Origin of the sequence: Amycolatopsis sp. CA-161197 (assembly GCF_050942255.1) — a bacterium.
GTDB lineage: Bacteria > Actinomycetota > Actinomycetes > Mycobacteriales > Pseudonocardiaceae > Amycolatopsis.
Window position 1 is genome coordinate 4,982,252 of record NZ_CP192059.1, and the last position, 18,983, is coordinate 5,001,234.

An 18,983-nucleotide genomic window follows, 5' to 3' on the forward strand; every position below is an offset into this window, starting at 1 on the left:
ACGGGTCGAGGTCGGTCCGCCGAGGGGTGATCGGGCCACACCGAAGTGATGCTCGGGGACGGGGGAGTGGCCGAAAACGGCAGGTCAGTCGGTTTCCGGCTGCTGCCACTCGCGTCCGGCGCGCTGCGCGGCGATCCGGATCTCGTTACCCGCTTCCCAGCGGTTCTGCCCCGGCAGCTCGGCAGTGCGCGACGTGGGTTCGGCGTCCGCGTCCGGCTGTTGTCGGATCTCCTGTTCGGCCATGGTCATTGGCGCCTCCGTTCTCTATTGCCCCACAACGATTCCGGATACCCGCCCCCGCGGCAAGCAAACGCGACTCCGCTTCACCCGGAAGGTGAGGGGTTGCGCATCCGGCCGGCACCCGATCGCCCCGGGGGCGGCAGACCGACGGCGACGCCCGGATGTCCGCCGCCCATCGCCGATCCTGAAGTGCCCCATCCGGCCCGCACCCCTGAAGGCCAGCGGGTTCCGGCGAGCTCAGCTCAGTGGACGTCCGATGTGGACAATAACGATCAGGTGGGGCGGCGCTTCGGTGAACCGCGTTCACCGCGAGCGACCCTTCGCCTCGGATCCAGGTCGCTCAGTCGCCGCGGAAGTTCTCCGAGCCGCCCGGGTGGCCGCGGCGGGACCGGCAGTGCTCGTCCTCGAGAGGCGTGTCGCGGTCGTTCCGCTGTGCCGGCGGCGGGCGGTTGCCGCTCGAGTCCTCGTCGGCGGCGGGGTGGGCGCCGGGGGTGAGTTGTTCGTCGTCCACGGTGGCTCCCGGGGTCAGTCGTCGCCGGGCCATTCGCCGCTGGCCTTTTCGTAGCCGACGGCGCCGGCGCGTTCGGCGGCGGCCTTCACCGCGCCGAAGATCGCGCCCTGCACGGCCGCGGCGATGAGGATCTCCTGCCAGCTGCGGTGCTTGTCCGTCGCGCTCGGCGCGTCGTCCTCGCCGGAGACGCGCTGCCACAGCAGCTTGAAGACCTGGCCGGCGACGAGCCCGCCGAGCGCGCTGACGGCGAAGTTCAACGGTTTGTACAACGTCCTCTTCATCCCGGCCGGGTACCCCGGACCGAGCGGGACCCAACCTCGGCCGTGACCGCGTAAGCTTCGGTGACCGCGGTTCAACCAGAAGCCGTCTGCCGTCGTCCCGGCCCGTGCCGAGGACTCCGGAGACCGGCCTGGCCTGCGTCTCCGCCCGATGCGTGGAGGGAGGCCTGCCGTGGCGGAACCCCTTCGGGACGCCCCCGTGAACCCGCCGGTCGTCGTCGTGGTCGCCACCGCCGAGAACACCACCGTGGCCGTCCGCGGCGACGTCGACGCGACGATCGCCGGCCGGCTCGCCGGGCAGCTGGCCGTGGAGCTCGAACTCGGGCCCCACGTGCTGCTCATCGACCTGCGCGAGGTCACCTTCTGCTCCTCCGACGGCATCAGCACCCTCGTCCGCGCCCACGAGGCCGCCCGCGCCGCGGCGGTGCCCTACGCGATCGTCACCGCCCGGCTCGCCGTGCTGCGCCCCTGAGGATGCTCGGGCTCGACCGCGTGCTGCAGATCCACCACGACCTGGCCGACGCGAAGGCGTGGCTGGGGATCGTTTCGCGGCTGCGCTCCTGACGGCGGAAGTCATTTCGGGGCCGCGCGCCCGGAGGTCACCGCGCGGCGCTCCGGAGGTCGGCGACGAACTCCGCCCGCGCCGCCTCCCGATCCGGCGCGCGCAAAACCGCTGCCGGATGGACGGTGGCCAACGCGACGTCGAAGAGGCCGGCGTACTCGTCGGGCGGCGCCAGCGGGTCACCGCGCCGCCGGGTGATGCGGAACGACGGCCCGTACACCGACTGGGCGGCCGTGGCGCCCAGCAGGAGCAGTAGCCGCGGCCGCACCGCGCGCAGTTCGGCGAGCAGCCACGGCCGGCACGCGACGACCTCCGGGCGCGAAGGCTTCGCGTGGATGCGCCGCTTGCCGCGTTCGGTGAACTTGAAGTGCTTCACGACGTTGGTGACGTACAAGGCTTCGCGCTCGAAGCCGGCTTCGGTGAGCGCCTCGTCGAAGAGCCTGCCCGCAGGGCCGACGAACGGTTTGCCCTGCCGGTCCTCCTGGTCACCGGGCTGTTCGCCGGCGACCAGGATCTCGGCGTGCCGCGGTCCCTCGCCGAAGACCGTCTGTGTGGCCGCGCGGTGGAGGCCGCATCCCGTGCAGTCCGCGGCCGCCCGGCGCAGGCGGGTGAGGTCGGCGGTGTCCGGCGGTGCGGCGCCGTCCGGGCGGGTCGTCGGCATGGCCACCGGGTAGCCGCCCGGAGTCGCCGGCACACGCGGGGTCAGGGCAGCGAAAGCCCCAGGTGGTCCCGCAGCGTCGTTCCCGAGTACTCCGTCCGGAACACCCCGCGGTCCTGCAGCAGGGGCACCACGGTGTCGGCGAACTCGTCGAGCCCGCCCGGCGTCACGTGGGGCACGAGGATGAAGCCGTCGGCGGCGTCGTTCTGCACGAGGTCGTTGATGGCGGTCGCGACGGTCGTCGGGGAGCCGATGAACGTCTGGCGCCCGGTGACCTCGATGATGACCTCCCGCGCGGTGAGGTTCTTGGCCTCCGCGAGCTGGCGCCACTCCTTGGCCGTGGCCAGCGGGTCGCGGTACATCCGCACGCTGGCGCGGCCCTTCGAGATCAGGTCCTCGCCGACGACGGGGTCGAAGTCGGGCAGCGGGCCGTTCGGGTCGTGCTCGGACAGGTCGGTGTTCCACAGCTGTTCGAGGAACTTGATCGCCGTCTGCTCGCTGACCTGCTGCAGCCGCACCTCGTGGGCCTTCTCGTGGGCGTCGGCGTCGGTGTCGCCGAGGACGAAGGTCGCCGCGGGCATGATCACGAGCTGGTCGGGTGTGCGCCCGTACTTCGCGAGGCGGCCCTTCACGTCGCGGTAGAACGGCCGGCCGGTCTCGAGCGTGCCGTAGCGGCTGAAGATGGCGTCGGCCGTGGCGGCGGCGAACTCTCGGCCCTCGTCGGAGTCGCCGGCCTGGATGGTGACCGGGCGGCCCTGCGGCCCGCGCGGCACGGGGAAGCGGCCGTCGATGGTGAAATGCTGGTCGTGGTGGGAGAACGCGCCGGCGTGGGCGTCGGACAGGAAGCGGCCGCGCGCCTTGTCCGCGACGACCTCGTCACCGCGCCAGGAGTCGAACAGCTCCCACGCCGTGCGCAGGAACGTCTCGGCGCGCGAGTACCGCTGGTCCTGCGGCAGGAAGCCGCCGCGGCGGAAGTTCTCGCCGGTGAAGGCGTCCCACGACGTCACGACGTTCCACGCCGCGCGCCCGGCCGACAGGTGATCCAGCGAGGCGAACTGCCGCGCCACCTCGAACGGCTCGTTGAACGTCGAGTTGATCGTGCCCGCGAGCCCCAGCCGTTCGGTGACCGCGGCGAGCGCCGAGAGCACCGTGAACGTGTCCGGGCGCCCGACGACGTCGAGGTCGTAGATGAGGCCGTTCTGCTCGCGCAGCCGCAGGCCTTCGGCGAGGAAGAAGAAGTCGAACTTGGCGCGCTCGGCCGTCTGCGCGAGCTTCACGAACGAGCTGAACTCGATGTGGCTGCCCGCCTCCGGGTCGCTCCACACGGTGGTGTTGTTGACGCCCGGGAAGTGCGCCGCGAGGTGGATCTGCTTCGGCTCGGTCATCGGGTCCCTCCTCAGGCGGCGTAGCGGTTCGCGGGGCGGGGCAGGCCGAGCAGGCCCCGCAGCGTGGCGGCTTCGTAGTCGTGGCGGAACGCGCCGCGCCCGCGCAGCTCGTGCACGAGGCCGCGCGTGACGGCGGTGAGGTCGTCGGGCAGCGCGCCCGGCCGCAGGCGGAACCCGGTCAGGCCGGCGGCGTGCCAGTCGAGCAGCAGGTCGGCGAGCTCGGCGGGCGTGCCAGTGAACACGCGCGCGTCGGAGGTGTATTCGGCGCCCGCGACGTCGTCGAGGCGCGCCTTGCGATCGGCGGCCGCGCCCGGCTTTTCGTCGAGGAACACCACGAGGTCGGCGAACACGCGCAGCCGCTCGTCCACGGCAGCGCGGATCTTCGTGACGTCCGACCGGTCCTGCGGTGTCACGTACACGAGGTCGGCGGCCTTGCCGGCCAGCCGGTAGGCCCGGTCGTTGTGCGCGAGGGCGGCGACGGGCGGCTGGCCCTGCGGCGGCCGGGGCGTGATCGACGGGCCCTTCACCGAGAACCAGCGGCCCTCGAAGTCGATGTAGTGCAGTTTCTCGCGGTCGACGAACCGGCCGGTGGCGACGTCGCGGATCTCCGCGTCGTCCTCCCAGCTGTCCCAGAGCCGGCGCAGCACCTCGACGTAGTCGGCGGCCTCGTCGAACAGGTCCGCCGCGTCGGCCGGTTCGCGCCGGCCGAAGTTGCGGTACTCCTCCTCGTGGCGCGACACCTGCACGCGCACGCCCGCGCGGCCGCCGCTGACGAAGTCGAGCGTCGCGATGGCCTTCGACAGGTGGAACGGCTCCGTGTGGGTGACGACGGCCGTCGGCACCAGCCCGATGCGCGAGGTCAGCGGCGCGACCCGCGACGCGATGAGCACCGCGTCGAGCCGGCCCTGCACGACGTCGGTGCGGTCCTCGAACGGGCCGCGTGCGTCGGTGCGCAGGGACAGGAAGTCTTCGAAGGTGACGAAGTCCAGCTTCGCCGCTTCGGCCTCCTGCACCAGGTCGGTCCAGTACCCGGCCGTGAGCAGCTCGGCCGGCCGTGCCGCCGGCTCCCGCCACGCCGCCGGGTGCCAGCCGGCCCCCTCCAGTGCGACGGCGAGCAAGGGTCCACCTGCCATGTGCGCGTCCTTTCCGCTCGGCCTGCCTTCGCAGTGTGCGCCGGGACGCACGGGTGCGGCAGCCGGAACCAGCCATTGGGAAAGCCCGGGTTTTCCCGCCCGATCGGGAATAACGCGGGGGAGTAGCGTCCACGCGGGAACCCGGCGCGGACGAAGGAGTGGTGATGGCGGGAGAAGGCCTGGTGACGGTCGCGAGCAGCCGAGGAGTGGGCGAGACCGTGGACCGGCTCGTTTCGCTGGCCGAAGGCGCGGGATTGATCGTGTTCGCGCGCATCGACCACGCGGCCAACGCGGTCGCCGCGGGCCTCGAGCTGCGGCCCATGCAGCTGCTCGTGTTCGGCCACGGCCGCGGTGGCACCCCGCTGCTCGCCGACGGCCCCACGAGCGGCCTCGACCTGCCCCTGCGCGCCCTCGCCTGGGAAGACGAGGACGGCGCCACCCACGTCACCTACAACGACGCCGGCTGGCTCGCCGAACGCCACAGCCTGGGCGCCGCCAGCGCCGCCGCGGTGGCGGCACTGGGCAAGGGCCTCGAGACACTGGTGGGCAAGGCGACGGAGTAGGAGTCGCCCGGCTACCGCACGAACTGCGTGGGCTTGGTGCGAAGGCGGTTGAACGGCGGGCAGGGCGCAGCGCTCTGCCCGCCGCCGCATCGGCGGGCCCTTCTCGCCGCGACGGTGCTTCACCGCGCGAGGCGAGTTGGCGCAGCTCAGCGACGACGGGCGCCCGGGGCTGCTGAACGGCGGTCGGCTCGGGCTCGCCGCGAAAGGCAACGGCCGGGCGCTCAGGAGCGACGAGCGCAGCGACCTGGGCGGGCATGGGGCGAAGGCCGTTGAACGGCGCGCAGGACACCTGGCGCGGATGTGACGGTCTGCCCGCCCTCGTGGCCGCGGGACACTGGGCATCGCCGGCGCGCTTCGGCAGCGCCCCGAAGCTGCTCCTCAGCTCAACAACGACGAATGCCGCGCAGCCGCGGTCACCGGGCCGACCAGCGTGGGCTGCAGGCGGCGGGCCGCGTCGAGGTGGTCGGCGGTCCAGATCATCTTCACGGCCGTGGCGGTGCCCTGGTGGTCGTCGCCGGAGAGGTCACGGTGGACGGCCGTGAGGAGGCGGGCGTCGGCGGCCGGGTCGCGGGACTTGAGGGGCGGGGGGACGCCGGAACCGGTGAGGGCGGCGGCGGTGGCTTCGTACCAGCGGGCCAGTTCGTCGCTCGCGGCGAGGACCTCGGTGCGCGCGGCGGTGCGGTCGCCGACGGGGCCGCCGGTTTCGCGGCGCCACAGGTCCAGCACGGCCTCGGCGGTCAGGCGGAGCACGGCGACCGCGGTGATCATCGCCGCGACGTCGGCCAGGGGCACGTGCTTGGGCCCGCGTTCGGTGAGGAAAACGCGGAACGCGTCGTCGAGGCGACGGGCCGCCGCGGCGGCGCGGCGGTTCTCGTCGCCGGGCTCGGTGGTCGGGGCGACCAGCGCGTCGCAGCGGCTCACGCCGTACTCGACGGCGCCGCGCAGGTAGCGGGCGCTTTCGGCGAGGCCGTCGGCGACGGCGCGCCGCAGCTCGGCCGCGGCGCCGCGGGGCCAGAACACGATCCCCACCACGAGGCTGACCGCGCAGCCGAGCGCCACGTCCTCCACCCGCACCAGCCCGATCCGCAGCCCGGCCGGCTGGATGAGGGAGAACAGCAGCAACAGCAAAACCGTGAACCCGGCCTGCCCGGCCGCGAACGAGATCACGGCGGGCGCCAGCCCCGTGAACACCACCGCGATCGGCAGCAGCGCCCAGAACACCGCGGTGTCGTGGCCGAGCAGCAGGATCAGCACACTGCCGACCACGATCCCCGCGACGGTGCCGAGCAAGGCGCGCACCGCGCTCTGCCCGGTGCTCAGCGCGTTGGACCGCAGCACCGCCATCGTGCCGAACGCGACCCAGAACGAGTGCTCCACCCCGGTCAGCTCCGCGATGAGCACGGCCGCCCCGAGCGCGATGCCGCCCCGCAGGCTGTTGTGCAGCGTCACCGAGTTCCACGCGACGTGCGCGCCCGTCCGTTCCTGCACCGACGACAACGCCGACCCCGCGCCGTCCGGCCGTCGCCCGATCAGGTGCTCCCACCAGGTCCGCCGCCGCGCCGCCACGGTCAGCTCGATGTTCTGCGCGATCGCCGAGATCGCGAAGCTCATCTCCTGCGCGCGGAAGCTCGGTTCGAGCGACGTCACGAACTCCGCCGTGTCCGGATCCGGCAACGCGGACGTCGCGACGGCTTCCATCTCCCCGCGCGCGTCCCGCAGCCGCGCGAGCTCGACCACCAGGTCGTCGGGCGCCGAAGCCACCGCCTTCAGCAGCCCCGCGCCGTGGTCGAGCAGCACGGCGGCGGCCAGCTTGACCTCCGACACCGCCGCCGTCGTGGCGCCGTGGCCCTCGGCGACGGGCATCCGCGCCAGGATCTCCTCGAGCCACACGACCTCGTCGATGAGCCGCACCAGCGTGCGCGTCGAGGTCGTCAGCCCCGTCGGCCGGTAGGGCGTGCCGAAGAACGAGTGCCGCAGCGCGGCGACGGCGGTGCTCGACTCCGCGACGACGTCGTCGACCTGCGCCACCACGTTCGGCAGGAACCCGCAGCGCACGCACTCGACCTCGATCCGCAGCCGCTGCGCCAGCAACGCACACGCGCGCGCCGTCGCGAGCCGCAGCGGGTTGCGCACCGGCGAGGGCCACAGCACGGCGATCGCGGCCATCGACACGACCCCCGCCATGCCCCAGCCCAGCAGCCGGTCGGGCAGCGTGGCGAGCGAGCCGGGCAGCGTCGCGGGCAGGATGAACGACACGAGCAACGACGTCGTCGCACTCGCGATCACGGAGCTCACCACGGCGGCGAACAGCACCACGAACGCCACCACCACCGTGGAAACCGCCGCGAGCCACACGACCTGCGACACCAGCGTGCCCAGCGAGATCAGCAAGCCGCCGGCGAGCACGAGCGCGCCCTGGGCGAACACCCGGTCGCGGATCGGCCCGCCGAAGTCGACGAACAGCAGCAGCGCCACCGATCCCACCGACGCGAACAGGCCCGTCAGCGCGTTGCCCAGCACCAGGTTCCCGACCGCGAACAGCGACGGCAGGATGATCGCGGCCCGGCCCGTACGGCGCAGCGCCGAGAGGTTGTTGTCCCGGCTTCGCAGCCACTCGAGAACCGTCATGGCCCGCCGTGCCTCCCACTGTCGAGGGGGCACCAGGCCCGGACGCGAGCATGGTCGGGCAAAACCGCGTGTGTCAAGAACCCCGGCCGGGCCCGAATCCACTGTGGAACGCCGCCACCCACCGCGCGGACCTGGTTGACTGTCCCCATGCTGCCCTGGGACGCCCCGCTCGCCGGCCGGCTCGACCGCCACACGTTCACCTCGGAGCTGCTGCGGGACAACCCGCTCGGCGACCCGCACGAGCGGCCCCTGTGGGTGTACGTGCCGCCGGGCTACGACGATTCCGACGCGCGCTATCCGGTGATCCACGTGATCCAGGGCTACACCGGCCAGGTCACGATGTGGGCCAACCGCACCGCCTTCCGGCAGCCCTACCTGGAAACGGCCGACGCCGTCTTCGCCGACGGCGCGCCACCCTGCATCGTGGTCTACGTCGACGCCTGGACCTCCTACGGCGGCTCGCAGTTCGTCGACTCGCCCGGCACCGGCCGCTACCACTCGTACCTGTGCGACGAGATCGTGCCGTGGGTCGACGCGCACTACCGGACCATCGCCGCGCGCGAGTCCCGCGCGATCACCGGCAAGTCGTCCGGCGGTTTCGGCGCGATGATCACCCCGATGCTGCGCCCCGACCTGTTCGGCGCGCTCGCCACGCACGCCGGCGACACCCTCTACGAACTGTCGTACGTGCCTGAGTTCGGCAAGGCCGTGCGCGTGCTGCGCGACTACGACCACGACATCTTCCGCTGGTGGGACGACTTCCGCTCCCGCCCGCCGTTCACCAAGCCGGGTGACGAGTCGCTGCTCGTGGCCTTCGGTGTCGCCGCGTGCTTCTCCGCACGCGAGGACGGCACGCCCGAGCTGCCGTTCGACGCGGTGACCGGCGTGCTCCGACCGGACGTCTGGGACCGCTGGCTCGCCTGGGACCCGGTCCGCATGGCGCCGGCCCACGCCGAGACGCTGCGTTCCCTGGACTCGGTCTGGATCGACGCCGGCACCCGCGACGAGTGGTTCCTCGACCTCGGCGCCACGGCGTTCCGCGACGAACTCCTCAAAGCCGGCCTGCCCGAGGACCGCCTGCACTTCGAGCTCTTCGACGCGGGCCACGGCGGCATCGACTACCGCTACCCCCTGGCCCTGAAGTGGCTCGCCGAACGGCTGGCCCGCTAGCGCTCACTCCAGGTCGACGCGCACCGTCAGCAGGTCGTTGCCCAAGGCCCGCACGCCGAGGCTGTTCAAGCGCGGCAACGACTTCAGCCGGGCCACGGCGTCGTCGTCGGGGAGGACGCGGGCGGTCCCGCGGTGCCAGCGCCCGCGCAGCCGTACGCGGACGCGCGGGTCGGCCTGCAGGTTGCGGACGTACTGGGAGCGGGTGCCGAACTCGGACACCAGCCAGAACTCGCCACCCGTGCGCCGCCCACCGACGGGCGTGTGGCGGGGGAGACCCGACCTGCGGCCCGTGGTCTCCAGCAGCACCTGGCCGGGCAGCCGCGACAGCACCGGATTGCCGACGCGACGCTGGAACGTCGTCACCAGCCGGTGCCGGCCACTTCCGCGCCGGGCCGCCTCGCGCAGCCGCCACGGGATGACCACCGCGTGGACGGGCGCCGCGATCGCCCACAACGCCCGGGCCGGCGCCCGGTCGAACCGCACTGTGGTGGTCCAGCGCACCCGTGAGCCGACGTCGACGGTGTTGCGCACGGTCAGCAGGCTCGACGGCGCTTCGAGCACCACCCGGCCGGGCTCGGAGCTCGCGACCGTCCAGCCGAGCACGCGGCCCGGCCCCGGCCGGGTCCGCAGGCCGAGGCACCGCCAGCCGACGCGCAGGAACGCCCGCAGCGGCGCCGGCGCGTCCTCCCAGGCGGCGCGCGCCCACTGCTCGGCGGTGCGCTCGTCGCCGGCGGGCCGGGCGATGTCCACAGTGGACGTGTAGGCGGAGGTCACACGGTCCAGGCTAGTGCTCCGAAGCCTCCGACGCGTGAGCGTGCTCGGCCGAGGCCGCCGCGTCCGGGCCCCAGCTGGCCAGCAGCCGCAACGCTTCCTGCGACTTCGAACCGGGTTCGGTGTGGTACACCGACAACGCCTGGTCCTGGTCCTCGGGCAGGGTGAACGTCTCGTAGAACAACGTCAGCTCGCCGACGAGCGGGTGCCGCAGCCGCATCGTCGCGTGCGTTTTGCGCTTCACGTCGTGTTCGGCCCACATCGTGCGGAACTCGTCGCTCTTCACCGACAGTTCCCCGACCAGCTCGGTGAGCAGCGGGTCGTTCGGGTGCTGCCCGGCGTCGAGCCGCAGCTGCCCGACGACGTCGGCCGCCTTCGTGCGCCAGTCCGCGTACAGGCTGCGCGCGGCCGGATCCAGGAAGACGATGCGGGCCCAGTTGCGGTCCTCCGGCGCCCGCGCGGCCCAGTCGCCGAACAGCGCCGACGCCGTCTTGTTCCACGCGAGCACGTCGGTGCGCCGGCCCCACACGTACGCGGGCACGCTCTCGATCGCGTCCAGCATCGTCTGCAGCACCGGCCGCACCTGCTGCCGGCGCCGCGGCGCCGGCCGGTTGCGCCGCTGCGGTTTGGCCAGGTGCAGCAGGTGCGCGTGTTCGGTCGCCGACAGGTGCAGCGCGGTGGAGATCGCGGTCAGCACCTCGAGCGAGACGTTGCGGCCGTTGCCCTGCTCCAGCCGCGTGTAGTACGCGACGGAAACCCCGGCCAGCTGGGCGAGCTCCTCGCGCCGCAGCCCCGGCACGCGCCGGCGCCGGCCGTACTCGGGCAGCCCGACGCCGGCCGGCTTCAGCCGGGCGCGCCGCGAGCGCAGGAATTCGCTCAGCTCCGCGCGCGGATCCAGCGCCGGCTCGGTGTTCGGGTGCGTCGCCATGTCCCTCAGTATCGCGCCCGGGCCACGAAACTGCTGCTCCTGAGCCTGTCCCTGCCAGTAGTAGGCACGCCGGACGTACGCGAAACGGGCACCTGGGTAACCCCTCGCGCCCGGCGCACAGTGAACCCGTGCCCGCCGAGTGGCCCGGCACCGGGAAGAGGGATCAGTGAGATGACCGAAACCACCACAGCTTCGCCCGCCACCGCGCGCAGCCGGGACCGGCTCCCGGGGAAGGCCCTGTTCGGGCTGTTCCTCGCCGGGTTCATCGGCATCCTCACCGAGTGCCTGCCGGCCGGCCTGCTGCCCGAGATCAGCCGGACCCTGCACACGAGCGTCGCGGCCACCGGCCAGATCGTCACCGTCTACGCCGCCGCCACCGCGCTCGCCGCGATCCCGCTCTCGCGCCTGACCGCGAAGTGGTCGCGCAAGACCGTGCTGCAGGTCGCGCTGGGCACCGTGGCGATCACCAACGCGCTCACGGCGTTGTCCACCGATTACACCCTCACGATGGTAATCCGGTTCGTCGCCGGCCTCGGCACCGCGCTGGTCTGGACGCAGCTCGCCGGGTACGCAGCGCGCCTGTCGCCGCCGAGCGTGCAGGGGCGTGCGATCGCGATCGCGCTGGCGGGCACGCCGATCTCGCTGGCCCTCGGCGTCCCGGTCGGCACGTGGCTGAGCACCTTCGGCGGCTGGCAGACGGCGTTCTGGGTCTCGGCCGCGCTGAGCGTGCTGAACATGCTGTGGTTCGTCGTGAACCTGGCGAACCTGCCCGGCCAGGCGGGCCACGAACGGTTCACGCTGCGCCAGGTCCTCGCGATGCCGGGGCTGCGCACGATCCTGTTCGCGCTCACCACGTACATGGTGGCGCACAACATCCTCTACACCTACGTGACCGACTTCCTGCGGTTCGCGGGCATGGAGAGCCAGGCCGGGTGGGTGCTGTTCGCCTTCGGGGTCACGTCGGTGCTCAGCGTGGTCGTGGTCGGCGCGCACATCGACCACCACCTGCGCAAGCTGATCGTCGCGAGCACCCTGCTGTTCGGGGTGAGCGTGCTGGTCCTGGCGGTGCTCTCGGGTGTGCCCGCGCTCGTGTACGTCGCCGCGGCGGCGTGGGGGCTGGCGTTCGGCAGCTCGCCCAGCCTGTTCATCGGCGCCGCGATCACCGCGACGGCCGAGGCCGCCGACGTCGCGCAGTCGATCGTGATCTCGTTCTTCTCCGGCTCGATCGCGCTCGGCGGTCTCGCCGGCGGGCTCCTGATCGCGGGCCTGGGCACGGCGTCGATCACGTGGGCTTCGCTGGTGCTGCTGGTCTTCTCGGCGGTCGCGGTGGTCGGCGGACGCAGGCACGCGTTCCCCGGGGGCGCCTGAGCGGCGCCCCCGGAGAAACGGCGTCAGCGCGGGAAAACCGTGCCGTCGAACAACTTCCGGGCCGTGCGCACGACCCCGCTGCGGCGAACCCGCGGCGGGGTCTCGCCCGCGTCCACCTCGACCTCGACCTGCAGGTGGCCGGTCGGGTGCTCGACGTCGATGCGCGAGGTGCCGGGCAGCTTCGCCAGCTCGTGGCCGACGGCGCCGTCCAGCAGGAGCGCCGTGGCCACGCTGACGGCCCCGAGCACGCCGATCGACGTGTGCGGTTCGAGCGGGATGAACGTGCGGGTGCAGATCGTGCCGCCGTCCACGGGCGGCGCGACGAGCGTGGTCTTGGGGACCGAGCTGTCGCGCACGTCGCCGAGGCCCATCAGCTCGGCGGCTTGCAGGCGCAGCGACTGGATGCGCTCCCGCAGCGCGGTGTCGGCCTTGAGCTGCTCGACCGATTCGTAGCCGGTGAGCCCGAAGTCGGCGGCCCGCGCGACGACCACGGGCATGCCGTTGTCCACACAGGTCACCGGCACACCGTCCACGGTGTCCACGAGGTGCCCGGTCGGGAGCAGGCCGTGGCCCGTCGACCCGGCGGTGTCGGCGAAGTCGAGCACCACCGGCGCCGCGGTGCCGGGCACGCCGGAGATCGCCGTGTCACCGGCGTACTCCACGACCCCACCGGGCGTGGGGAAGCGGGCGACGGCGGTGCTGTCGGAGTTGACCATGCGGATCCGCACGGTCGTCTCACCGTCTCCGGCCGGCACGAGGCCGCGTTCCACCGCGAACGGGCCGACGCCCGCGAGCAGGTTCCCGCAGTTCTGCCGGTCGCTCACCGTCGCCTCGGCCACGCCGAGCTGCAGGAACAGGTAGTCGACGTCCGCGTCGGGCGAGGTGCTCGGCGAAACCACCGCCACCTTGCTGGTGAGCGGGTGGGCGCCGCCGATACCGTCGATCTGACGCGGGTCGGGGCTGCCCATGACGCGCAGCAGCAGGTCGTCGCGCTCCGCCGCGTCGGCGGGCAGGTCCTCGGCGCGGAAGTACGCGCCCTTGGACGTGCCGCCACGCATCAGCAGGCAGGGCAGGCCGCTCACGCCTGCTCCTTCGCGTACTCCTCGGCAGTCAGGTAGCGCACGCCGAGCGACTCGAGCTTCTCGCGCAGGTTGTAGCGGTCGAGCCCCAGCTCGCCGCCGGCCAGCGCGGCCCGGGTCGCTTCCTCCTTGGCCAGCCGGGCCTTCGAGGCGGTGATGCCCCGGTCGATGTCGCGCTGCGGCACGCACAGCACACCGTCGTCGTCGGCCAGGATCACGTCGCCCGCGCGGATCGTCTGCCCGCCGACGGTCACCGGCACGTTCACCGAACCGGCCGTCGCCTTCACGGTGCCCTGGGCGCTGATCGCCCGCGACCACACCGGGAAGCCCATCTCCTTCAGCTCCGCGACATCACGCACGCCCGCGTCGATCACGAGTCCGCGCACCCCGCGCGACACGAGCGAGGTGGCCAGCAGCTCGCCGAACATCCCGTCCGTGGACGGGGAAGTGGTGGTGACGACGAGGATGTCGCCCGGCCGGCACTGCTCCACGGCCGCGTGGATCATCATGTTGTCGCCGGGCCAGCACAGTGCCGTCACGGCCGAGCCGCCGATGCGCGAGCCGCGGTGCAGCGGCCGGTGCTCGGTGCCCAGGTATCCCGTGCGCCCCAGTGCTTCGTGCACCGTGGCGACGCCGAAGCCGGCCAGCTCGTCGATCTTCTCGCCGGGCGCCCGGGGGACGTCGGTCACGACCACTGTGTTCATTCAGCCTGCTCCATCGCTCAGTTGTCGGTCTCGCGCAGCGCGGTGATCACGCTGCGCAGGTGCGCCCGGGCCGCTTGTTCGGCGGCGTCCGGGTCGCGGCGGGCGATCGCCTCGATGATCGCCAGGTGCTCGGGCAGCGACACGTGCGGCCGGCCCGCGCGCATGGCGAGCCGGAACTGGTGGCGGACGATCTGGCCGTGGAGCCGCTCCAGCAGCTCCGCCGCCACGGACTGCCCCGCGATCTCGCGCACCGTGCGGTGCAGCTCGCGGTTGAGCTCCGAGTACTTCATCGACTCGCCCTCGTCGACGGCGGCCCGGAGCCGCCCCGCCAGCTCGCGCAGCGAGTCGATCTCGTCGTCGGTCACCTTCTCCGCCGCCTTGGCCGCGCACAGGCCCTCGAGCACCATGCGGCACTCGGTGATGGCCACGGCCTCCTCGATCGACACCACCCGCACCCGGGCCCCGCGGTGCGGGATGCGCTCCACCAGGCCTTCCGCGGTCAGGTCGATCAAGGCCGCGCGCATGCTCGCGCGCGTGACGCCGAAGGTCTCGGCCAGCTCGGCCTCCACCAGCCGCTGCCCCGGGACGACATCGCCTGCCAGCAGGGCGGCCCGCAGCGCGTCGAGCGCCGCGTGCTTGCCGGCCTCCCCTTCCTTCGGCGTGGTGGTCATCCCGGCTCCTCTCCTCGATGGTGACGCTAAGCATCCCATACGAGATTGTCAACAATTTCGTAGACGACTCTTGTGACGATCCGGGTCGGCGAGTTACGTTCCCCGGGACCACCCCGGCCGCGATGACGCGCCCGGCACGACAGGAGATGATCTCGACGATGACCGGACCGGCCACGTCACCGCCCGCTGCCCGAGGGGCGAAGACCTCGACCCGCAACGCCGTGATCGGCGCTTCCTTCGGCTTTTTCGTCGACATGTTCGACGTATACCTGCCGGTGGTGGCGCTCACGCCTGCGATGAACTACTTCCTCCCGCCCGCGGTGTCCCCGGGCAGCCGGGCCGTGATCACGTCGCTGATCTTCGTGGCCACCCTCATCGGCCGGCCGCTCGGTTCGCTCATCTTCGGCCGCCTGGCCGACAAGGTGGGGCGCCGCCGCGTGACGCTGTGGTCGATCACCGGCTGTGGCATCTGCACGCTGCTGATCGCGCTGCTGCCCGGCTACCACGCCGTGGGCCTGCTCGGCGTCGTGCTGATGGTGGTGCTGCGCCTGATCGACGGCGTGTTCCTCGGCGGCGAGTACACCGGCGCCACGCCGCTGGCGATGGAGGCGGTGCCCACCGGCAAGCGCGGCTGGTACGGCGGCCTCGTGGGCATGGGCTTCCCGATCTCGTACTGCGCGATCTCGCTGGTGACGTTCATCATGCTGCGGATCACGCCCTCGGGCGGCCCCGACTCGGCCTACTCGCAGTGGGGCTGGCGCGTACCGTTCCTCGTGGGTGCGGCGCTGTGCGCGGTGTTCTGCGTGTACTTCTCGCGCACGGTCGAGGAGTCCGAGACGTGGAAGTCGGCGAAGAAGTCGCGCACACCGATCCGCGACGTGCTCGTGGGTTCCTCGCGCAAGCAGTTCCTCCAGGTCTTCGTGATCATGAGCGGCATCTGGTTCGCGTCCAACCTGGCCTCCGGCCTGTTGCCGAGCGCGCTGCAGTACCAGGCGCACGTGTCGGCGACGCAGGTGACGGCCGCGCTGGTGATCGTGCAGGCCATCCACTCCGTGCTGTTCCCGTTCCTGGGGGCGCTGTCGGAGAAGATCGGCCGCCGCAAGTTCCTCGCGTGGTCCGGCATCGGCATCGGCGTGGTGTGCGCCGGCGCGTTCGCGACGATCAGCCTCGGCTGGTACTCGGGTTTCGGCGCGGTGCTGCTGCTCACGTTCGTGATCCGGATTTCGGGCGGCAGCACGTTCGCCGTCACGCCGTCGTACCTGTGTGAGCGGTTCCCGCCCGCGGTGCGCGGCAGCGGGTTCGGCCTCGGCTACAGCATGCCGCTGATCCTGACCTCGTTCTACGCCTACTACCAGGGCTGGCTGGAGCACATCATGCCGTCGGGCTTCACGGCCGCGGCACTGCTGGTGCTCGGTGGCGCGCTCGTGTTCGTCGGCTCGCTGATCGGCCCGGAGACCAAGGACGTCGACCTCGGCGTCGCGGTCGCGGGCCGGCCGCAGGTGAAGCCGGTGACCGCATGACGACCATCGCCCTGCTGGGCCTCGGCGAGGTGGGTTCCGTGCTGGCGGAAGACCTCACGGGGGTGGAGCTCACCGCGTGGGACGTGGCGCTGGCGGACCCGGCGAGCGCGGCCGCGCGCAACGCCGGACGGTTCGGGCTGGCGTCCGCGGCGGACGCGCACGACGCCGTACGCGACGCCGATCTGGTGATCAGCGCCGTGACCGCGGCCAACGACCTCACGGCGGCCAGGTCGATCGCCGACGGGCTGCCCGCGGGCTGCTGGTTCCTCGACCTCAACTCCGCGGCACCCGGCCAGAAGCAGGCCTCGGCCGAGGTGATCGAGCAGGCCGGCGGCCGCTACGTCGAGGCGGCCGTGATGTCGCCGATCAACCCCAAGCGGCTCGCGGCCCCGATGCTGCTCGGCGGCCCGCACGCGGCCGAGTTCGCGGAGTTCGCGCGTCCGCTCGGCTTCAGCGGGCTGGAGGTCTACGCCGACGTGGTCGGCCGGGCCGCGGCCACCAAACTGTGCCGCTCCGTGGTGATCAAGGGTGTCGAGGCCCTGCTCACCGAGTCGCTGCTCGCCGCGCGCGAGTGGGGCGTGGAGGGGCGCGTGCTCGGGTCGCTGTCGAACCTGCTGCCCGGCGACGACTGGGAAAGCCTCGCCGCGTACATGATCTCCCGCTCGCTGGAGCACGGTGTCCGCCGGGCCGAAGAGCTGCGGGAGGCCGCGGTGACCGTGGCCGAGACGGGTGTCGAGCCCGTGATGGCGGAGGCGATCGCGCGCCGCCAGGACTGGGCGGCGGCCCACCGGCCCGCGGACCTCGGCGAGCTGGAGGCGCGGCTGCTGCCGCTGCTCGACGCGGTCCGCACGCGAATGTCCGAAGAAGACCCGAAAGGCGGCACCGAGTGATCATCGACTGTCACGGCCACTACACGACCGTGCCCGCGGCCCACACGAGCTGGCGGGACGCGCAGCGCGCCGCGTACGACGCGGGCACCGCCGCCCCGGCCTACCCGGCGATCGGCGACGACGAGCTGCGCGAATCCGTGCAGGGTCAGCTGGCGCTGATGGCCGACCGCGGCGTCGACCTCACCGTGTTCTCGCCGCGCGCTTCGGCGATGGGTCACCACATCGGTGACGAGGCCGTGAGCACCGAGTGGGCGCGGGTCAACAACGACCTCGTGCACCGCGTCACGCAGCTGTACCCGGACAAGTTCATCGGCGTCTGCCAGCTGCCGCAGTCGCCCGGCGTGCCGGTGGAGCACTCCGTCGCCGAGCTGCGCCGCTGCGTGGAGGAGCTCGGGTTCGTCGGCTGCAACCTCAACCCCGACCCGAGCGGCGGGCACTGGACCGCGCCGCCGCTCACGGACAAGAGCTGGTACCCGTTCTACGAGGCCATGGTGGAGCTCGACGTGCCGGCCATGGTGCACGTGTCTGCCTCGGACAACCCGAGCTTCCACGCCACGGGCGCGCATTACCTCAACGCCGACACCACGGCGTTCATGCAGTTCCTGCAGTCGGACCTGTTCACCGACTTCCCGGGCCTGCGCTTCGTGATCCCGCACGGCGGGGGAGCGGTGCCGTACCACTGGGGCCGCTACCGCGGGCTCGCCGACATGCTCGGCCGCCCGGAGCCCGACGAAGGCGTCATGCCCAACGTCTTCTTCGACACCTGCGTGTACCACCAGCCGGGCATCAACCTGCTGTTCGACGTGATCAACGTGGACAACGTGCTGTTCGGCTCGGAGATGGTCGGCGCCGTGCGGGGCATCGACTCGCGCACCGGGCACCACTTCGACGACACCCGCCGCTACGTCGACGCGCTCGGACTGTCCGAAGAGGACAAGACGAAGGTGTACGAGGGCAACGTGCGCCGCGTCTACCCGCGCCTGGACCAGACCCTGAAGGCGAGGGGGGTGTGAGCGCGTTCACGGCCGACCCCGGCTGGCTCTCCTACGACCCGGACCCCTCGAAGCCGGTCTTCGTGCTGCCGCCCGGCACCGTCGACGTGCACACGCACGTGTTCGGCCCGGGCGAGGTGTTCCCGTACGCCCCGGAACGCAAGTACACGCCGACCGACGCGGGCAAGGAGCAGCTGTTCGCGCTGCGCGACTTCCTGGGCATCGAGCGCCAGGTGATCGTGCAGGCGACCTGCCACGGCGCCGACAACAGTGCGCTGGTCGACGCGCTCGACGCCGCGGGCGAGCGTGCGCGGGGCATCGCGACGATCCGCGGCACCGAGTCCGACGAGGAGCTCGCCCGACTGCACGCGGCCGGCGTGCGCGGCATCCGGCTGAACTTCGTGCGCCGGCTCGTGGACCCGAAGCCCGACGCGTACTACCACGACCTGGTCGCACGGATCGCGCCGCTGGGCTGGCACATCGTGATCTACTTCGAGGCCGCTGACCTCGCCGAGAAGTGGGATCTGTTCACCTCGCTGCCGACCACGGTGCTGGTGGACCACATGGGCCGCCCGGACGTGACGAAACCCGTCGACGGCCCGGAGTTCGGCCGGTTCCGCACGCTGCTGCGCGAGCACCCGAACTTCCACGTGAAGGTCACCGGCCCGGAACGCCTCACGGTGGCCGGGCCGCCGTACGACGACGTGGTGCCCTTCGGCCGCGCGCTCGTGGAGGAGTTCCCGGACCGCGTCCTGTGGGGCACGGACTGGCCGCACCCCAACATGAAGAGCCACATGCCCGACGACGGCACGCTGGTCGACTTCGTGCCCCGCATCGCGCCGAACGCCGAAGCGCGGCAGAAACTGTTGGTGGACAACCCGATGCGGCTCTACTGGGCCGGCTGAGACCGGGCCGGGTCGTCCGAAGTGGAC

At 72.3% G+C, this 18,983-nt stretch carries 20 protein-coding genes; 8 read left to right on the forward strand and 12 right to left on the reverse strand.

Annotation, left to right across the window (positions count from 1 at the left end):
* Nucleotides 1–84: 84 nt before the first annotated feature.
* From ACQPXB_RS23670 to ACQPXB_RS23680, 3 genes are all read right to left on the reverse strand, one after another.
* Nucleotides 85–249, reverse strand: a complete 165-nt coding sequence (locus tag ACQPXB_RS23670; RefSeq protein WP_366587056.1) for a hypothetical protein — start codon at nucleotides 247–249, stop codon at nucleotides 85–87.
* 331 nt (nucleotides 250–580) lie between these two features.
* The gene (locus tag ACQPXB_RS23675) at nucleotides 581–751 is read right to left on the reverse strand and encodes a hypothetical protein (protein ID WP_432855991.1); all 171 of its coding nucleotides are present in this window, start codon (nucleotides 749–751) and stop codon (nucleotides 581–583) included.
* A 14-nt stretch (nucleotides 752–765) separates the two neighbouring features.
* Complete coding sequence (locus tag ACQPXB_RS23680) at nucleotides 766–1,032, reverse strand: DUF4235 domain-containing protein (protein ID WP_432855993.1); 267 nt, start codon at nucleotides 1,030–1,032, stop codon at nucleotides 766–768.
* A 169-nt stretch (nucleotides 1,033–1,201) separates the two neighbouring features.
* Between ACQPXB_RS23680 and ACQPXB_RS23685 the strand changes: the two genes are divergently transcribed.
* Complete coding sequence (locus ACQPXB_RS23685; protein ID WP_432855994.1) at nucleotides 1,202–1,501, forward strand: STAS domain-containing protein; 300 nt, start codon at nucleotides 1,202–1,204, stop codon at nucleotides 1,499–1,501.
* Between the two features lie 127 nt (nucleotides 1,502–1,628).
* On the opposite strand, the gene ACQPXB_RS23690 is transcribed toward ACQPXB_RS23685, so the two are convergent.
* From ACQPXB_RS23690 to ACQPXB_RS23700, 3 genes are read right to left on the reverse strand one after another with little or no spacing between them, the layout of a single operon-like run.
* Nucleotides 1,629–2,252: a UdgX family uracil-DNA binding protein gene (locus tag ACQPXB_RS23690; protein WP_432855995.1), complete on the reverse strand. Its 624-nt coding sequence runs from the start codon at nucleotides 2,250–2,252 to the stop codon at nucleotides 1,629–1,631.
* 41 nt (nucleotides 2,253–2,293) lie between these two features.
* The gene (locus ACQPXB_RS23695; protein ID WP_432855997.1) at nucleotides 2,294–3,634 is read right to left on the reverse strand and encodes an NtaA/DmoA family FMN-dependent monooxygenase; all 1,341 of its coding nucleotides are present in this window, start codon (nucleotides 3,632–3,634) and stop codon (nucleotides 2,294–2,296) included.
* Nucleotides 3,635–3,645: 11 nt separating this feature from the next.
* Entirely contained in the window at nucleotides 3,646–4,767 is a 1,122-nt protein-coding gene (locus ACQPXB_RS23700) for an LLM class flavin-dependent oxidoreductase (protein ID WP_432856000.1), read from the reverse strand.
* 164 nt (nucleotides 4,768–4,931) lie between these two features.
* Here ACQPXB_RS23700 and ACQPXB_RS23705 point away from each other — a divergent pair, with 164 nt between their 5' ends.
* Nucleotides 4,932–5,330, forward strand: coding sequence for a DUF302 domain-containing protein (locus tag ACQPXB_RS23705; RefSeq protein ID WP_366587041.1), 399 nt, complete (start codon nucleotides 4,932–4,934; stop codon nucleotides 5,328–5,330).
* Between the two features lie 378 nt (nucleotides 5,331–5,708).
* Here ACQPXB_RS23705 and ACQPXB_RS23710 read toward each other — a convergent pair whose 3' ends face one another.
* On the reverse strand, nucleotides 5,709–7,958 hold the full coding sequence (locus ACQPXB_RS23710) for an FUSC family protein (protein WP_432856003.1): 2,250 nt from the start codon (nucleotides 7,956–7,958) through the stop codon (nucleotides 5,709–5,711).
* Nucleotides 7,959–8,105: 147 nt separating this feature from the next.
* Between ACQPXB_RS23710 and ACQPXB_RS23715 the strand changes: the two genes are divergently transcribed.
* Nucleotides 8,106–9,128, forward strand: a complete 1,023-nt coding sequence (locus tag ACQPXB_RS23715; RefSeq protein ID WP_366587036.1) for an alpha/beta hydrolase — start codon at nucleotides 8,106–8,108, stop codon at nucleotides 9,126–9,128.
* A 3-nt stretch (nucleotides 9,129–9,131) separates the two neighbouring features.
* Here the strand turns inward: ACQPXB_RS23715 and ACQPXB_RS23720 are convergent, their stop codons facing one another.
* Both ACQPXB_RS23720 and ACQPXB_RS23725 read right to left on the reverse strand, forming a co-directional pair.
* Nucleotides 9,132–9,902, reverse strand: a complete 771-nt coding sequence (locus ACQPXB_RS23720; RefSeq protein WP_432856007.1) for a nitroreductase/quinone reductase family protein — start codon at nucleotides 9,900–9,902, stop codon at nucleotides 9,132–9,134.
* Between the two features lie 10 nt (nucleotides 9,903–9,912).
* The gene (locus ACQPXB_RS23725; protein ID WP_432856010.1) at nucleotides 9,913–10,827 is read right to left on the reverse strand and encodes a helix-turn-helix domain-containing protein; all 915 of its coding nucleotides are present in this window, start codon (nucleotides 10,825–10,827) and stop codon (nucleotides 9,913–9,915) included.
* Nucleotides 10,828–10,998: 171 nt separating this feature from the next.
* Between ACQPXB_RS23725 and ACQPXB_RS23730 the strand changes: the two genes are divergently transcribed.
* Nucleotides 10,999–12,195 (forward strand): MFS transporter, encoded by a 1,197-nt coding sequence (locus ACQPXB_RS23730; RefSeq protein WP_366587029.1) that lies wholly within the window; start codon nucleotides 10,999–11,001, stop codon nucleotides 12,193–12,195.
* A gap of 23 nt (nucleotides 12,196–12,218) precedes the next feature.
* On the opposite strand, the gene ACQPXB_RS23735 is transcribed toward ACQPXB_RS23730, so the two are convergent.
* Genes ACQPXB_RS23735 through ACQPXB_RS23745 form a run of 3 tightly spaced genes read right to left on the reverse strand, consistent with a single transcriptional unit; the run spans nucleotide 12,219 to nucleotide 14,649 of the window.
* The gene (locus ACQPXB_RS23735) at nucleotides 12,219–13,277 is read right to left on the reverse strand and encodes a 4-oxalomesaconate tautomerase (RefSeq protein WP_366587027.1); all 1,059 of its coding nucleotides are present in this window, start codon (nucleotides 13,275–13,277) and stop codon (nucleotides 12,219–12,221) included.
* Nucleotides 13,274–13,978, reverse strand: a complete 705-nt coding sequence (locus ACQPXB_RS23740; RefSeq protein ID WP_432856013.1) for a 4-carboxy-4-hydroxy-2-oxoadipate aldolase/oxaloacetate decarboxylase — start codon at nucleotides 13,976–13,978, stop codon at nucleotides 13,274–13,276. The genes ACQPXB_RS23735 and ACQPXB_RS23740 overlap by 4 nt, the downstream gene beginning before the upstream one ends.
* Nucleotides 13,979–13,995: 17 nt before the next feature.
* Nucleotides 13,996–14,649 carry a GntR family transcriptional regulator gene (locus ACQPXB_RS23745; RefSeq protein WP_366587023.1) on the reverse strand — a complete coding sequence of 218 codons (654 nt, stop codon included), beginning with the start codon at nucleotides 14,647–14,649 and terminating at the stop codon, nucleotides 13,996–13,998.
* Between the two features lie 158 nt (nucleotides 14,650–14,807).
* On the opposite strand from ACQPXB_RS23745, the gene ACQPXB_RS23750 reads away from it, so the two are divergent.
* The 4 genes from ACQPXB_RS23750 to ACQPXB_RS23765 are packed head-to-tail and all read left to right on the forward strand — an operon-like array spanning nucleotide 14,808 to nucleotide 18,956.
* On the forward strand, nucleotides 14,808–16,169 hold the full coding sequence (locus tag ACQPXB_RS23750; RefSeq protein ID WP_366587020.1) for an MFS transporter: 1,362 nt from the start codon (nucleotides 14,808–14,810) through the stop codon (nucleotides 16,167–16,169).
* Nucleotides 16,166–17,059, forward strand: coding sequence for a DUF1932 domain-containing protein (locus ACQPXB_RS23755; protein ID WP_386945857.1), 894 nt, complete (start codon nucleotides 16,166–16,168; stop codon nucleotides 17,057–17,059). The genes ACQPXB_RS23750 and ACQPXB_RS23755 overlap by 4 nt, the downstream gene beginning before the upstream one ends.
* Complete coding sequence (locus ACQPXB_RS23760) at nucleotides 17,056–18,072, forward strand: amidohydrolase family protein (protein WP_432856016.1); 1,017 nt, start codon at nucleotides 17,056–17,058, stop codon at nucleotides 18,070–18,072. Before ACQPXB_RS23755 ends, ACQPXB_RS23760 begins: the two co-directional genes overlap by 4 nt.
* Nucleotides 18,069–18,956, forward strand: a complete 888-nt coding sequence (locus tag ACQPXB_RS23765; RefSeq protein WP_432856019.1) for an amidohydrolase family protein — start codon at nucleotides 18,069–18,071, stop codon at nucleotides 18,954–18,956. The genes ACQPXB_RS23760 and ACQPXB_RS23765 overlap by 4 nt, the downstream gene beginning before the upstream one ends.
* Nucleotides 18,957–18,983 lie beyond the last annotated feature (27 nt).

Bases quoted from the DNA above. Each gene is read 5' to 3' on its own strand.
- ACQPXB_RS23670 (WP_366587056.1), bottom strand. From the start codon at position 249: ATGACCATGGCCGAACAGGAGATCCGACAACAGCCGGACGCGGACGCC.
- ACQPXB_RS23680 (WP_432855993.1), bottom strand. From the start codon at position 1,032: ATGAAGAGGACGTTGTACAAACCGTTGAACTTCGCCGTCAGCGCGCTC.
- ACQPXB_RS23690 (WP_432855995.1), bottom strand. From the start codon at position 2,252: ATGCCGACGACCCGCCCGGACGGCGCCGCACCGCCGGACACCGCCGAC.
- ACQPXB_RS23695 (WP_432855997.1), bottom strand. From the start codon at position 3,634: ATGACCGAGCCGAAGCAGATCCACCTCGCGGCGCACTTCCCGGGCGTC.
- ACQPXB_RS23700 (WP_432856000.1), bottom strand. From the start codon at position 4,767: ATGGCAGGTGGACCCTTGCTCGCCGTCGCACTGGAGGGGGCCGGCTGG.
- ACQPXB_RS23705 (WP_366587041.1), top strand. From the start codon at position 4,932: ATGGCGGGAGAAGGCCTGGTGACGGTCGCGAGCAGCCGAGGAGTGGGC.
- ACQPXB_RS23710 (WP_432856003.1), bottom strand. From the start codon at position 7,958: ATGACGGTTCTCGAGTGGCTGCGAAGCCGGGACAACAACCTCTCGGCG.
- ACQPXB_RS23715 (WP_366587036.1), top strand. From the start codon at position 8,106: ATGCTGCCCTGGGACGCCCCGCTCGCCGGCCGGCTCGACCGCCACACG.
- ACQPXB_RS23725 (WP_432856010.1), bottom strand. From the start codon at position 10,827: ATGGCGACGCACCCGAACACCGAGCCGGCGCTGGATCCGCGCGCGGAG.
- ACQPXB_RS23730 (WP_366587029.1), top strand. From the start codon at position 10,999: ATGACCGAAACCACCACAGCTTCGCCCGCCACCGCGCGCAGCCGGGAC.
- ACQPXB_RS23740 (WP_432856013.1), bottom strand. From the start codon at position 13,978: ATGAACACAGTGGTCGTGACCGACGTCCCCCGGGCGCCCGGCGAGAAG.
- ACQPXB_RS23745 (WP_366587023.1), bottom strand. From the start codon at position 14,649: ATGACCACCACGCCGAAGGAAGGGGAGGCCGGCAAGCACGCGGCGCTC.
- ACQPXB_RS23750 (WP_366587020.1), top strand. From the start codon at position 14,808: ATGACCGGACCGGCCACGTCACCGCCCGCTGCCCGAGGGGCGAAGACC.
- ACQPXB_RS23755 (WP_386945857.1), top strand. From the start codon at position 16,166: ATGACGACCATCGCCCTGCTGGGCCTCGGCGAGGTGGGTTCCGTGCTG.